This is a genomic window from Stappia sp. WLB 29, from assembly GCF_023507705.1.
GTDB lineage: Bacteria > Pseudomonadota > Alphaproteobacteria > Rhizobiales > Stappiaceae > Stappia.
In genome coordinates this window covers 118363-133016 of sequence record NZ_JALBGD010000006.1, presented here as the reverse complement: position 1 = coordinate 133016, position 14654 = coordinate 118363, and the positions used below count along the sequence as shown (strand labels likewise).

General features: G+C 69.1%; 10 protein-coding genes and 1 pseudogene. All 11 read right to left on the bottom strand.

The features are described from left to right. Positions 1–21 precede the first annotated feature (21 nt). The 11 genes and pseudogenes from MNI96_RS13355 to MNI96_RS13305 all read right to left on the bottom strand — a co-directional run bounded on the left by MNI96_RS13355 (position 22) and on the right by MNI96_RS13305 (position 14652). Positions 22–900 carry a cell division protein FtsQ/DivIB gene (locus MNI96_RS13355; RefSeq protein WP_249693893.1) on the bottom strand — a complete coding sequence of 293 codons (879 nt, stop codon included), beginning with the start codon at positions 898–900 and terminating at the stop codon, positions 22–24. A gap of 20 nt (positions 901–920) precedes the next feature. Continuing rightward, positions 921–1850, bottom strand: coding sequence for a D-alanine--D-alanine ligase (locus tag MNI96_RS13350; protein WP_249693891.1), 930 nt, complete (start codon positions 1848–1850; stop codon positions 921–923). Beyond that, positions 1843–2826, bottom strand: coding sequence for a UDP-N-acetylmuramate dehydrogenase (gene murB, locus MNI96_RS13345; protein WP_249693889.1), 984 nt, complete (start codon positions 2824–2826; stop codon positions 1843–1845). The genes MNI96_RS13350 and murB overlap by 8 nt, the downstream gene beginning before the upstream one ends. Beyond that, positions 2823–4244: a UDP-N-acetylmuramate--L-alanine ligase gene (murC, locus tag MNI96_RS13340; RefSeq protein WP_249693887.1), complete on the bottom strand. Its 1422-nt coding sequence runs from the start codon at positions 4242–4244 to the stop codon at positions 2823–2825. The genes murB and murC overlap by 4 nt, the downstream gene beginning before the upstream one ends. Beyond that, complete coding sequence (murG, locus tag MNI96_RS13335; protein WP_249693884.1) at positions 4241–5386, bottom strand: undecaprenyldiphospho-muramoylpentapeptide beta-N-acetylglucosaminyltransferase; 1146 nt, start codon at positions 5384–5386, stop codon at positions 4241–4243. The genes murC and murG overlap by 4 nt, the downstream gene beginning before the upstream one ends. A gap of 11 nt (positions 5387–5397) precedes the next feature. Continuing rightward, positions 5398–6555, bottom strand: coding sequence for a putative lipid II flippase FtsW (ftsW, locus tag MNI96_RS13330; RefSeq protein ID WP_249693882.1), 1158 nt, complete (start codon positions 6553–6555; stop codon positions 5398–5400). After that, positions 6555–7955 carry a UDP-N-acetylmuramoyl-L-alanine--D-glutamate ligase gene (murD, locus tag MNI96_RS13325; RefSeq protein WP_249693880.1) on the bottom strand — a complete coding sequence of 467 codons (1401 nt, stop codon included), beginning with the start codon at positions 7953–7955 and terminating at the stop codon, positions 6555–6557. The genes ftsW and murD overlap by 1 nt, the downstream gene beginning before the upstream one ends. Before the next feature lie 4 nt (positions 7956–7959). After that, positions 7960–9045 carry a phospho-N-acetylmuramoyl-pentapeptide-transferase gene (gene mraY, locus MNI96_RS13320; protein WP_249693878.1) on the bottom strand — a complete coding sequence of 362 codons (1086 nt, stop codon included), beginning with the start codon at positions 9043–9045 and terminating at the stop codon, positions 7960–7962. A gap of 8 nt (positions 9046–9053) precedes the next feature. Beyond that, positions 9054–10721 (bottom strand): UDP-N-acetylmuramoylalanyl-D-glutamyl-2,6-diaminopimelate--D-alanyl-D-alanine ligase, encoded by a 1668-nt coding sequence (locus MNI96_RS13315; protein ID WP_283776493.1) that lies wholly within the window; start codon positions 10719–10721, stop codon positions 9054–9056. A 663-nt stretch (positions 10722–11384) separates the two neighbouring features. Further along, positions 11385–12857 (bottom strand): annotated as a pseudogene (locus MNI96_RS13310) (UDP-N-acetylmuramoyl-L-alanyl-D-glutamate--2,6-diaminopimelate ligase); the annotation flags it as partial. Between the two features lie 82 nt (positions 12858–12939). Beyond that, positions 12940–14652 carry a peptidoglycan D,D-transpeptidase FtsI family protein gene (locus tag MNI96_RS13305; RefSeq protein ID WP_249693876.1) on the bottom strand — a complete coding sequence of 571 codons (1713 nt, stop codon included), beginning with the start codon at positions 14650–14652 and terminating at the stop codon, positions 12940–12942. Between the last annotated feature and the right edge of the window lie 2 nt (positions 14653–14654).

Here is a 14654-nt window from a genome sequence, read left to right as displayed (position 1 = left end):
AGATCGGGGAGGAGCGGCGGCTCATGCGTTGCCTCCCGAGCGCTTGGCGCCCCGCGACTTGGTTTCCGCGTTGCGGCGCTCGATCGCCTCGTCGCTCATGCGCACCACCACCCGGTCCGGCAGGCGGATGTCGACGACGGTGATGTCGCGGGTCAGCAGCCCGTTGTCGGCGTCCATGCGGATCAGGTCGGCCAGCGCCCGGCCGACGTCCTTTTCCGGCAGGCGCACGGTCAGGCCGTTTTCCAGCAGCAGGTCCCAGCGCCGGTCGGAGACGAGGCGCGCGGCACGCACCCGCGCCCGCAGCTCCGGCACCTTCTCCAGCGCCGCCAGGATCTCCGCGCCGCGATACTGCGCGCCGTGGCCGACCAGCATCAACAGGTTGGCGTAGCGCCCGTCGACATTGTCGCTGATCACCTGCCCCTTGGCATCGATCACCGACAGGCTGTTGCCGCGCTGCCAGAGCGCGAAGGCCTCGCGCTCGTCGATGCGCACCTGCAGCGTGCCCGGATAGAGCTTCTGCACCGATACGGTCTCGATCCACGGGATGCGGGCCAGCCGCTCGCGCGCCGCCGAGGCGTCGAACAGGGCGAGCGAGGTGCCCTGCTCGATCTCCAGCGCTTCCAGGATCTCGAACTCGGTCGTCTCGCGCTGGCCGGACAGCTTAACGGCCTCGATCTCGAAGCCGGCCGCCGAGGTGAGTGATTCGCTCACCGTGCGAGCGTAACCGCCGACGGCCAGGGCGTAGAAAATGGTCGCGGACAGGAAGACCAGCGCGCCGGCCGTGCCCGTCCACTCGGGAAGATCCTGCAGGATGCCGGCCGCGCGCCACAGGGGGCGGCGGTGCAAACGGGGCACGCCGCGACCGCGCGGCGCCAGCGCCGCTTCGATCGGCAGGACCATGTCCTCACCCCGTTTTGCCTTCATCGTCCGCAACTTGCGTCCTCCACCAACCAGCTGGTCAGTTCTTCGTAAGAGTGTCCCGCATGTGCCGCGATCTCGGGCACGAGCGAGGTTTCCGTCATTCCGGGCTGAGTGTTCACTTCAAGACAGATCAGTTCGCCGCCGCCGCCGGGCTGTTCGTCGAAGCGGAAGTCGGCCCGCGTCACGCCCTTGCAACCGAGTGCCTGATGCGCCCGTAGGCTAAGTTTCTGTACTTCTTGGTAAACAAATGGTGAAATTTCGGCCGGCAGGATGTGTTGTGATCCGCCGGGTGCATATTTCGCGTCAAAATCGTAGAAACCGTGTCCCAGCGGCATCACCTCGGTGACCCCCAGCGCCACGTTCCCCATCACCGCACAGGTCAGCTCGCGCCCCGGCACGTAGCGCTCGATCATCACGATATCGCCGTAGGGCCAGTCGTCGCGGAACAGTTCCTGCGGCGGATGCGGGGCGTTGTCCTTGACGATCAGCACGCCGTAGGACGATCCCTCGCGCACCGGCTTGGCGACATAGGGCGGGCTCATCACATGTTCGCGAGCCGCCTCCAGCCTGTGGACGACCTTGTGCTCGGCGACCGGGATGCCGACCGCCTTCATCACCGCCTTTGCTTTCTGCTTGTCCATGGCCAGCGCAGAGGCCGCCACCCCCGAATGGGTGTAGGGAATGCCGAGGATCTCCAGCACGCCCTGGATGCAGCCGTCCTCGCCGAACGGCCCGTGCAGCGCGTTGAAGGCTACGTCCGGGCGCAGCTCCGCCAGCACCGCGGCGATGTCGCGCTGCACGTCGATCCGCGTCACCCGGTAGCCGGCACGCTCCAGCGCGGCCGCGCAGCCCTCGCCCGACTTCAGGCTCACCGAGCGCTCGGACGACCAGCCGCCCATCAGCACCGCCACATGCTTGCGTTCAGCCATCGCTCGCCGCCTCCGCGATCCGCTTGCCGAGGAACGGCTCGACGCTCTCGCCTTCGGCCCACACGCCCAGCCGCTTGATCTCCCATTCCAGCGCGATGCCGCTGGTCTCCAGCACCCGTGCGCGCACCGTTTCGCCCAGCAGCTCCAGGTCGTGGCCGGTCGCCTCGCCGGTGTTGATCATGAAGTTGCAATGCATGTCGGACATCCGCGCGCCGCCGATTTGCAGCCCGCGGCAGCCGGCCGCATCGACGAGCTTCCACGCCGAGTGCCCCGGCGGGTTCTTGAAGGTCGAGCCGCCGGTCTTCTCGCGGATCGGCTGCGCCGCTTCCCGGTGGGCGTTGACCTCCGCCATCTCCTGGCGGATCGCCTCGCGCTCGCGCGGCTCGCCGCGAAACAGCGCCTGGGTGAAGATCGTGTCGCCCGGCTGCTCGCTGTGCCGGTAGCGATAGGCCATGTCCTGCCGCGTCAGCCGCACGACCTCGCCCGCCCGCGTCACCCCGGTCAGTTCCACCATCACGTCGGCGGTCTCGCTGCCATGCGCCCCGGCATTCATCCTCAGCGCCCCGCCGATGCCGCCGGGAATGCCGGCGTAAAAGGCGAACCCGCCCTGCCCGGCTTCCGCCGCGGCCTCGGCAAGCCGCTTGTCCGGCACCGCAGCGCCCGCGCGGATCGCCCCGTCCTCCTCGACCGCGACCGAGCCGAAGCCCTTGGCCGCCAGCCGTACGACGACGCCCTCGATGCCGCCGTCGCGCACCAGAAGGTTGGACCCCAGGCCCACCGGCAGCACCGGGACCTCCTGCGGCAGAGCCTTCAGGAACAGCGCCAGATCGCCCGTGTCGGCCGGCTGGAACATCAGCTGCGCCGGTCCGCCGACGCGGAACCAGGTCACGGCCGACAGTGGCTGGTTCGGCGTCAGCCGTCCGCGCAGCCCGATCCGGTCGAGACCGTGACGGGCAACGAGGTCGGGCCAGCTCATGCCGGGCCTCTGGTCTTGCGGGCGACAATCAGCGTTTCGGGAAGGGCCTGCGCCCATTGCGAGATGTTGCCGGCGCCGAGGCACACCACGTAGTCGCCCGGCTCGGCGATGCGCGCCACGGTCGCCGCCAGGTCCTCCTCGCCGCCGATCGCATGCACGCTGCGATGGCCGCTGGCGCGGATGCCGTCGGCAAGCGCGGTATGGGTGATGCCCTCGCGCGGGGCCTCGCCGGCCGCATAGACCGGCGCGCAGACCACGTGGTCGGCATCGTTGAAGCAGGTGGCGAAATCGTCGAACAGGCTCTCCAGGCGGCTGTAGCGGTGCGGCTGCACCACTGCGACCACCTTCCCCGGCGCAACCGCGCGGGCCGCGGCCAGAACGGCGCGGATCTCCACCGGATGGTGGCCGTAATCGTCGAACACCTCGATCCCGTCGGCGCTGCCGGTATGGGTGAAGCGCCGCTTCACGCCGCGGAACGCAGCCAGTCCCTTGCGGATCTGGTCGCCGTCGAGGCCGAGTTTCCAGGCAACGGCAATGGCCGCGGTTGCGTTGGAGACGTTGTGCAGGCCCGGCATCGGCAGGGTGATGTTCTCGATCACCTGCGTGGTGCCGGCGATGCGGTCGCGGATCTCCACCTTGAAGACCGAATTCGCGCCCTCGGTCGTCAGGTCGAAGAAGCGCACGTCCGCCTGCCGGTTCTGGCCGTAGGTGATGACCTGGCGATCCTCGATGCGCCCGACCATCGCCTGCACTTCCGGGTGGTCGAGGCACATCACCGCAAAGCCGTAGAACGGCACGTTCTCGACGAATTGCAGGAAGGCGTCCCGCACCCCGTCGAAATTGCCGTAATGATCGAGATGCTCCGGATCGATATTGGTGACGACCGCGATGTCGGCCGGCAGCTTGACGAAGGTGCCGTCGGACTCGTCCGCCTCCACCACCATCCAGTCGCCCTGTCCCATGCGCGCATTGGTGCCGTAGGCATTGATGATGCCGCCGTTGATCACCGTCGGGTCCAGCCCGCCGGCATCCAGCACCGCCGCGATGATCGAGGTCGTCGTCGTCTTGCCGTGGGTGCCGCCGACGGCGATCGCCTGCTTGAAGCGCATCAGCTCGGCCAGCATCTCGGCGCGCCGCACCACCGGCAGGAAGCGCTCGCGCGCCGCCGTCAGCTCCGGATTGTCGCGCTTGATCGCCGAGGAAACGACGACGACGCGCGCCTCGCCGAGATTGCCGGCATCGTGGCCGACTTTCACCTCGATGCCCTTGTCGCGCAGCCGCTTGACGTTGGCGCTGTCGGAAACGTCGGAGCCCTGCACGGTGTAGCCGAGCGTGTGCAGCACCTCGGCGATGCCGCTCATGCCGATGCCGCCGATGCCGATGAAATGAACCGGACCGAGGTCCTGGGGCATCTTCATGATGCGCTTCCTTCTTGATCGAGATGGCCCGCAAGGGCACTGAGCGGCGCTCCGCTCGCGACATGTTCCACGAGATCGGCGAGGCGGCCGACCGCGTCCGGATGTCCTGCGGCGCGTGCCGCCTTTGCCGCCGCCGCCAGACGCTCGGGCGCGGCCATCAGTTCGCCCAGCAGCGATGCCAGCCGCTCGGCATCGAGATCCGCCTGCCGCACGGGCCAGGCCCCGCCGGCCTTCGCCAGCACTTCCGCGTTGCGTCCCTGGTCGTTGTCCAGCGCATGCGGCAGCGGCACCAGCACCGAAGGCCGGCCGATCACCGCCAGCTCGCTGACGCTCGAGGCGCCGGAGCGGCACAGAACCAGATGCGCCCCGGCGATCCGCTCCGGCATGTCGGCGAAGAAGCTGGCGAGTTCTGCCTTGACGCCCAGCCGGTCGCAGGCCTCGCGCATGCGCTCCATGTCCTCCGGCCGGCACTGCTGGACCAGCTCCAGCCGCGCCCGCTCCTCGCCCGTCATGTGCTCCAGCGCGCCGGGCATCGCATCGCTGAAGAAGCGCGCACCCTGCGAGCCGCCGAACACCAGCAGGCGGAAGGCATCGCCCGGGCCCGCAGCCGCATAGTCGCGCCCGCTCGCGGCGATCACCGCATCGCGCACCGGGTTGCCCGTGCGCACGGACTTGGCCGCGAACTGGCTGTCGTCCCCGTCGACCAGCGGAAAGCTCGTCGCCACCGCCGTCACCCGGCCGGCCAGCATCCGGTTGGCCCGGCCCATCACGGCGTTGGCCTCGTGCAGCACGCTCGGCACCCGGCCGAGGAAGGCCGCGAACATCGGCGGAAAGGTCGGATAGCCGCCGAAGCCGACGACCGCGTCCGGGCGCAGGCGGGCAATGAGCCGCCGCGACTGCAGGAGGCCCTTGCCGAGCTTGAATGCCGTGCGGGCGAGCGCCACCGGCGACTTGCCGGCCAGCGTTGCCGAGGAGATCACATGCACGGCGCGCGCCGGAAAATCCTTGCCGAAGTCGCTGACGCGCGCGTCGGTCGCCAGTTCCACCACATGGCCGCGACGGCCGAGTTCGGCCGCCAGCGCCTGCGCGGGAAACAGATGGCCGCCGGTGCCGCCGGCCGTGAGCAGGATGGTGCGTGCCATGGCCCCACCGCTCACGACAGATGCGCGGGCGACAGGCGCGAAACCACCACGCTGTCGGAGCGCGAGGCCTGCGGCCGCCGGCGGGTCAGCGCCAGCACGAAGCCCATGGAAATCGCCATCGCCAGCAGCGACGAGCCGCCATAGGAGATGAACGGCAGCGTCATGCCCTTGGCCGGCATCAGGTTGAGGTTGACCGCCATGTTGATCGCCGCCTGGATGCCGAACAGCACCATCAGGCCGGCCGTCGCCAGACGCCCGAACGGGTCGCTGTCCTGCGCCGCATGGCGCAGGCCGCGCAGCACCACGAAGGCGAAGACCAGCAGCAAGAGCAGGCAGACGATGATGCCGAATTCCTCCGCCGCCACGGCGAAGATGAAGTCCGTATGGCTTTCCGGCAGGATCCGCTTGATCGTGCCCTCGCCCGGCCCCCGCCCGAACCAGGAGCCCGACACGAACGCCTCGATGGCGCGGTCGATGTTGTAGGTGTCGCCCGCGCCCGGATCGAGGAAGCGGTCGACACGGCTCTGCACGTGCGGCAGCATCATGTAGGCGGAGACGAGACCGCCGAGGCCCAGCACGCCGAGCGGCACGATCGCGAGCCACGACAACCCGTTGAGGAAGATCAGCGCGGCGAAGACCAGCGCCAGCAGCATGGTCTGGCCGAAGTCCGGCTGGGCGACCAGCAGCGCCGCCGACATCACGAAGAGCAGCGTCGACAGCAGCGTGCCCGGTACTTCCGGCCGCCGGCCGCCCTCCGCCATCAGGAAGGCGGCGAGCACGATCAGCGCCGGCTTGAGGAATTCGGACGGCTGGATCGAGAAGCCGGCCATGTTGATCCAGCGCCGCGCGCCCTTGGCCTCCATGCCGACGAACAGCGTCGCCACCATCAGCAGCATGGAAACGACGAACAGCGCCAGCGCCGCCCGTCGCACGTAGCGCGGGCTGAGCGCCGAGATCGCCAGCATCAGGCCGAGCGCCGGCACCAGGAAGAAGGCCTGCCGCTTGATGAAGTGGTAGCTGTCGATGTTGAGCCGTTCGGCCACGGCCGGGCTCGCCGCGAAGGACAGCACGATGCCGCCGATCATCAGCACGATGAAGCCGGCCACCAGAAAGCGGTCGACGGTCCACAGCCACTCTGCGAAGGGGCTACGATCGGCACGGCTGACCATTACGCGACCTCCTGTCCGCCCTGCTGCGGGACGATCCCGCGCACGGCCTCGGCAAATGCCCGTCCCCGGGCCTCGAAATTGGGAAACTGGTCGAAGGAGGCGCAGGCCGGCGACAGCAGCACCACCGGCTCCTGCGCCCCGTCGCGCGCCGCATCGCGCGCGGCCGCGGCAACGGCCGCATCCAGCGTGCCGGACATCTGCGTCTCGACATGACCGGACAGCGTTGCGGCAAAGTCCTCCGCCGCCTCGCCGATCAGATAGGCCTTGGCGATGCGGCCGAACCACGGGCGCAGGCTCTCGATGCCGCCCGCCTTGGCGCGGCCGCCGGCGATCCAGTAGATCCGCGAATAGCTGGCGAGCGCCCGCTCGGCCGCATCCGCATTGGTCGCCTTGCTGTCGTTGACGAACAGCACCCGCCCGGCGCGGGCCACCATCTCCATGCGATGGGCAAGGCCGGGAAAGCTCGCAAGCCCGGCGCGGATCTCCTCGGCCGACAGCCCCAGGGCCCGGCATGCGGCGATGGCCGCGCAGGCGTTCTGCGCGTTGTGCGCGCCGCGCAGCGACAGGATCGGCGCAAGGTCCGTGAAGACGCTCTGCGCGCCGCCCTCGTCCAGCCAAAGCACGCTGCCGTCCGCGTGGGTGCCGTCGGCGACCGGGTGGCGGGCGCTGACGCGCCGCACGGGCGTGCCCGAGCGCTCCGCCCGGTCGGCGATGGCCGCGCTCAGGGCATCGTCGACGCCGACCACGGCAAGACGGCTGCCCGCGATCAGCCGTTCCTTGACGCCCGCGTAATGCTCCAGCGTGCCGTGCCGGTCGAGATGGTCCGGCGTGATGTTGAGAAGGATGCCGACCGACGGGTCGAGCGAGGGCGCAAGGTCGATCTGGTAGGACGAGCACTCGATCACATGGATGCGCGAGGGGGCCGGCTCGGCCAGTTCCAGGATCGGCACGCCGATATTGCCGCCCATCTGGGCATCGCGCCCGGCAGATGTCAGGACATGGGAGATCAGCGCGGTCGTCGTCGACTTGCCGTTGGTGCCGGTGATGGCGACCAGCGGCGCATCCGGGGCGATCCGCCGCCGCTCGCGCAGGAACAGCTCCACATCGCCGATCACTTCGACGCCGTGTTCGCGGGCGAGCTCGACGCTCCAGTGCGGCTGCGGATGGGTCAAGGGCACGCCCGGCGCCAGCACCAGGGCGGCGATGTGCGACCAGTCCTCCTGGCGAAGGTCCGCCACGGTGAGGCCCGCCTTGCGCGCGGCCTCGCGCCCCGCCTCGCCGTCGTCGAAGCACACGGGCACGGCGCCGCCGGCGGCAAGCGCGCGTGCCGTCGCCAGCCCCGATCCGCCGAGACCGAAGACCGCAACGCGCCTGCCCCTGAACCCGCTGACCGCGATCATGCCCTCACCTCAGCTTCAGCGTGGCGAGACCGACCAGGGCGAGAACCACCGCGATGATCCAGAAGCGGATCACCACCTGGCTTTCGGTCCAGCCCAGATGCTCGAAGTGATGGTGGATCGGCGCCATCTTGAAGACGCGCTTGCCGGTAAGCTTGAACGAGGCGACCTGCACGATCACCGAGACGGCCTCCAGCACGAACAGGCCGCCGATGATCGCCAGCACGATCTCGTGCTTGGTCGCCACTGCGATGGAGCCGATCATGCCGCCGAGCGCCAGCGAGCCGGTGTCGCCCATGAAGATCGCCGCCGGCGGGGCGTTGAACCACAGGAAGCCGAGGCCCGCGCCGATCACCGCGCCGCACAGCACGGCCAGCTCGCCCGTGCCCGCCACATGGTGGATCTGCAGGTACTCGGCGAAGACCGCGTTGCCCGACAGATAGGCGATCAGGCCGAAGGAGGCCGAGGCGATCATCACCGGCACGATGGCGAGGCCGTCGAGGCCGTCGGTCAGGTTGACCGCATTGCCCGCGCCCACCACCACGAAGGCGGCGAAGGGAATGAAGAAGATGCCGAGGTTGAACGCCAGGTCCTTGAAGAACGGAAAGCCGATCGAGGTGCCGTGCGCGCCGACTTCCAGCAGCGTCACGCACCAGGCGGCAAACCCGGCGATCAGGAATTCCAGACCCAGCCGGCTGCGGCCGCTGAAGCCCTTATGCGAGGCCTTGGTGACCTTGAGATAGTCGTCGTAAAAGCCGATGGCGCCGAAGCCCACCGTCACCCCGAGCACGATCCAGGTATAGGGATTGGCGAGGTTCGCCCACAGCAGCGTTGCGACGATCATGCCCGACAGGATCATCAGGCCGCCCATCGTCGGCGTGCCCTTCTTGGTCAGCAGGTGGCTCTGCGGGCCGTCCGCGCGGATCGGCTGGCCGTGGCCCTGCCGCAGGCGCAGCGAGGAGATGATCATCGGGCCGAACAGGAAGATGAACAGCAGCGCGGTCATGATGGCGCCGCCGGTCCGGAACGTGATGTAGCGGAACACGTTCAGTGCCGAGAATTGGTCGGCAAACTCGACGAGGAAATAAAGCATCGGCGTTCCTATTCGGCCCCGTCGTCGTCGACGGGGAAATCGCGTTTGAGGGCCTCGACCAGCGGCCCCATGCGGGTGCCGAGCGAGCCCTTGATCATGATGACGTCGCCCGGGCGGATATCCTCGACGAGCAGCGGCTTCAGGCCCGCCGCCTCTTCGGAATAGGCGCCGCGCTGGTGCTTCGGCAGCAGCTCCCAGAGTGCATGCATGCGCGGACCCACGCAGTAGACGAGATCCGCACCGGATTCGGCAACAGGCCGGTTGAGCGCTTCATGCAGCTGCAACTCGGCCTCGCCCAGCTCCAGCATGTCGCCGATCACCGCGATGCGGCGGCCGTTCCGCTCGATCGGAGTTTCCTTCAGGAGATTCAGCGCCGCGCGCATCGAGGCGGGATTGGCGTTGTAGCTCTCGTCGATCAGCGTCGCGCGGCCGTTCGGCAGCTTCAGCACCGCCTGCTCGCCGCGCCCCTTCGGCGCGCGGAAGGCGGCCAGCGCCATGCCCGCCCGGGCGAGATCGCCGCCCAGTTCCGCCACCGCCCCCAAGACGGCAAGACTGTTGGTGACAAGGTGCACGCCCGGCGCGCCGACCTTGTAGGTGATCTGCTGCTCGAAGACGTGGCCCGAGATCGAGCTGCAGCCCGTCTGCAGCGACACGCGCTCGGCCTGCACGTCCGCCGGCCCCTGCCGCCCGAACGTGGCGATGCGGCGCACGCCGGCAGCCTTTGCCAGATAGGTCAAAAGGTCGAACTGGTTGTTGTCGCGGTTGAGCAGCGCCAGTCCACCCGGCTCCAGCCCGAGGAAGATCTCGCCCTTGGCTTGGGCGATACGCTCGACCGAACCGAAGAACTCCAGATGCACCGCCTCCACCGTGGTGATCGCCGCCACATGCGGGCGGACCATCTGCACCAGCGGCGTGATCTCGCCCGGATGGTTCATGCCGATCTCGAAGACGCCGAATTCGGTGTCCGCCGGCATGCGCGCCAGGGTCAGCGGCACGCCCCAGTGGTTGTTGAAGGAGGCGACCGGCGCATGGGTGCGCCCGGACGGCGACAGCGCCAGCTTCAGCATGTCCTTGGTGCTGGTCTTGCCGACCGAGCCGGTCACCGCCACGATGCGGGCCCGGCTGCGGGCGCGCGAGGCCCGTCCGAGATCGCGCAGCGCCTCCAACGGGTCCTCGACCACCAGGTAGCGCCCCTGCGGCGGCAGCTCGCCGACCCGCTCGCGCGCGACGATGGCAAGCGCGGCCCCGGCCTCGCAGGCCTTGGCCGCGAAGTCGTGCCCGTCGAACCGCTCTCCGGCGATGGCAACGAAGACCTCTCCGGCGGCAATGCTGCGGCTGTCGATGGAAACGCCGGTGACATGGGGGATGTCGGCACCGCGCAACTCGCCGCCGGTGGCCTCGACCATCTCGTCCAGATACCACAGCGGCCGGTCGGGTTCGGCCGCGATCGGCTCGCCGGCGACCGGCGCCGGCTTCACGATCTGGGCAGCGGGTGCCGTGAACGACGGCACCGCCGGCGCGACGAAGGCCGGATGAACGCTGGCGGCAGCAGGTCTGGACGCGACTTCGGGCTCCCGCGCGAGATCCGTTTCGGGCTCCGCATGCGCCTCGCTCGCCTCAAGCTCGTGCTCGTGCTCGTCCCCGGCAGCGAAGATCTCGTCCTCAGGCTCGTCCATCGCTTCGGCGTCCGGCTCGTCCGCCGGAAGATCCTCCTCGGCCTCGTCGGCCGCCTCGGGACCCGGCTCATCGGCCTCGCTCTCCGCTTCGAAGGGCTCCGCGCCGGTGTCCTGCTCGGCCTCGCCCTCTTCCGCATCGGCCGGCAAGAGCTCGTCCGCCAGAAGATCTTCCTCGGTCAGCCGGATTTCCGGAAAGCGCCTGCTCTCCGACCCGTCATCGGCCAACAGATCGTCCTCGTCCTCAGACGCATCTTCGGCCTGCGGCCTCTCGGCCATAAGCTCGTCTTCGGCGGTCTCCTCTTCGCTCGCCCCCTCTTCGAGCAACTCGTCCTCGTCGACCAGATCGTCTTCGGCGAGCTCTTCGGCCAGCAGCTCGTCTTCCGCAGCCTCCTCGGAAGGCTCGAAGTCCCGCGCCTCGTCGGCGTCCCGGTCGTCCTCTTCCTCGAACAGCTCGTCCAGCAGGTCGTCCTCGGACAGTTCCAGGTGGAGCCCGTCCTCCTCGCCCGCCTCCTCAGACACCTGTTCGGGCGTCTCCTCAGCTGTCTCTCCGGCGATCTCCTCGCTCAGATCGAAGCTCTCGGCGAGGGCCTGCTCCAGTGCATCGTCGAGATCGCGCGCGCCGTCGAGACCGAGGTTGATGCCGCCGTCCTCGGCCGCGTCGAACAGGGCGCTTTCGGCCAGCGCCGCAATCGCCTCGCGGGCGACCTCGTGGTCGGAGAAAGGCAGAACCTCGTCGCCGACGATCTGCCCCGGCTCGTGCCCCTTGCCGGCGATGCACAGCACGTCGCCCGGCTGCAGCATGCCGATGGCCGCCTCGATGGCGTCGCGCCGGTCGCCGATCTCCAGCGCCTCCGGCGCCCCGTCCATCACCTCGGCGCGGATCGCGGCCGGGTCCTCGCTGCGCGGATTGTCGTCCGTGACGATGACGATGTCGGCCTGCCGGGCGGCGGCCTGCCCCATCAAGGGGCGCTTGCCCGGATCCCGGTCGCCGCCCGCGCCGAACACCACGATCAGCCGCCCCTTGGTGAAGGGGCGCAGTGCCGCCAGCGCCGTGTCCAGCGCGTCGGGCTTGTGGGCGTAGTCGACGAAGACCAGCGCCCCGTCGTCGGTCTCGCCGACCAGTTCCAGCCGCCCCGGCGCACCCTGCAGATCCTCCAGCGCCGACAGCGCCACGCCGGTCGGCACGCCGCAGCAGATCGCAAGGCCCGCCGCAACCAGCGCGTTCGACACCTGAAAGCGCCCGGCCAGCGGCAGGCGCACCTCGAAGAAGCCTTCGATCGTCTCGATCGACAGGATCTGCGCGAACCCGTCGTGGCGGATGTCGAGAAGCTTCAGGTCGTCGCCGCCCTCGCCGACGGTGAAGACGCTGCGGCCGAGTTCCTGCGCCAGTGCCAGGACGCGTTCGGCATAGGGCGCCGACGGCTCCAGCACCACCGGCCGGTCGCCCTCCAGCAACGTATCGAACAGCCGCATCTTGGCCGCGAGATAGTCCTCGACATCGGCATGGTAGTCGAGGTGATCGCGCCCCAGATTGGTGAAGGCAGCGGCCGCAAGGCGCAGCCCGTCGAGCCGGCGCTGGTCGAGCCCATGGCTGGAGGCCTCGAGCGCGGCATGGGTGATGCCGTCGTCGGCGAGCCGCGCCAGCGTCTGGTGCAGGGAGACCGGGTCCGGCGTCGTCAGGCTGCCGTACTGGGCGCCGCGGCTGGTCACCGTGCCGATGGTGCCGAGGCTCGCCGCCTCGAACCCGGCATGGGCGAAGATCTGGCGGGTGAAGACGGCGACGGAGGTCTTGCCGCTGGTGCCGGTCACCGCCACCAGCGTCTCGGGCTGGCGCTCGTAGAAGCGGGCGGCCATCAGCGCCAGCGTGCGGCGCGGATCGTCGCTGACGATGACGGGGCAGCCGCCCTCATCGGGGCCGAGCGCCGCAAGCGGCGTGTCGCTGCCCACCAGCAGGGCGCCGGCGCCGGCGTCGCGTGCGGCCGCGATGAAACGGGTGCCGTCCGCCTTCGCGCCTTTCAGCGCGGCGAACACAAATCCCCTGGAAACCGTTCGGCTGTCTGCGGACAATCCGGCGATTTCGGTTTCGAACTCGGGCGCGGCGAGCACCTGTTCGCCGGTGAGGTCCTTCAGCAGCATGTCCTGCGCCAATATCCGTTGTGCGTCGTCGTCAGGACCGTAAGGGGAGCTTTGGTGCGACCCCGCCCCCTTGGCGATCCGGTCAGTAGGAAATCGATACCGTCTCCGTCTTGTCTCCGAACTTCGGCAAAACTCCGAGCATCGGGGCAACCCGCCGGATGATCGCCGAGGTGACCGGCGCGGTGTTCACGCCTGCGGTCGCGCTGACGCCCTCGCGCTCGGGCTTCGGCTCGTCCAGCACGACCAGGACCACGTAGCGTGGCTTGTCCATCGGGAAGGCAGAAAGGAAAGAATTGCGGCGCTTGTTGGATACGTAGCGGCCGTTCTCGATCTTTTCCGCCGTTCCGGTCTTGCCGCCGACCATGTAGCCCGGCACTTCCGCGCGCCGGCCCGAGCCCGACAGCACGTTGAGGCGGAACAGATAGCGCATCATCTCGCTGGTCTGCGGGCTGACCACCTGCTTGGCCAGCTTGTCCGCCTCCTCGCGCGAGCGCGGCAGGAAGGTCGGCGGGATCAGGCGACCGCCGTTCATCAAGGCCGCCGTCGCCACCGCCGTCTGCAGCGGCGTCACCGAGATGCCGTGGCCGAAGGAGATCGTGATCGCCGCCAGTTCGTTCCAGCGCGGCGGCAGCAGGGGCGTCGCCACTTCCGGCAGGTCCGTCTGCAGCCGCGACGTCAGGCCGAGCCGCTCCAGGAATTCCTTCTGCCTGTCGATGCCGGCCGACAGCATCATCTTGGCCGTGCCGATATTGGACGAATAGATGAAGGTCTCCGCGACCGACAGGATGCGTCCCTTGCCGTAGAAGTCGCTGATCGTCCGCCCGCCGACGCGCATCGGCCGCGTGGCGTCGAAACTGTCGTTCATCGTCACCTTGCCGCTGTCCAGCGCCATGGCGACCGTAAAGCCCTTGAACACCGAGCCCATCTCGTAGACGCCGCCGGACGCGCGGTTCATGCGGTCCTTTTCCAGCGCCTGGGCCCGGTCGTTGGGATCGAAGTCGGGGAGCGAGGACATGGCGACGACCTCGCCGGTCTCCACGTCGAGGACGACGCCGATGCCGGCGATGGCCCGGTAGCGCTCCAGCGCCTTCACCAGTTCGTCGCGCACCACGTGCTGCACCCGCAGGTCGACCGACAGCTGCACCGGCTCCATCGTGCGGTCGCTGGCGAACCCGAGCTCGCGCAGATCGCCGAGCCAGGCCCGGTCGACCGCCAGCTCCATGCCGGAAATGCCCTGGTTGTCGACATTGACCGAACCGACGATATGGCCGGCCGTCGGGCCACCCGGATAGAAGCGGCTGTTCTCTTCCAGGAACCCGATGCCCGGAATGCCGAGGTCGTGGATCTGCTGGCGCTGGCGCGGGGTCAGTTCCCGCTTCAGCCAGATGAAGCCGGCATTGCTCGCCAGCCGCCGGCGCACCGCATCGGTGCCCAGCTCCGGCAGCACGCTGGCGATGCCCTCCAGCGCCTCGTCGACGTCGAGGATCTTGCGCGGCTCGGCGAACAGCGAGGCGGTCTTGATGTCGGTCGCCAGGATCTGGCCGTTGCGGTCCAGCAGGTCGGGACGCGAGGCGGCGACGCTGTCCTGCGCCGAAATGTAGGAGGCGGATTTGGACTCCTCGCTCATGCCCAGCATGATCAGCCGGCCGCCGATGGCCATGTAGACCAGCGCGAAGACCGCCATGGCCATGTGCACCCGGGCCCGCACGGCGTGCGTCGAGGGACCGCGCGGCACGTGCCGCTCGCCGACCGTACGGCGCTGCAGGAAGGAAACGGGCTGATCCGTGACCGCCATTG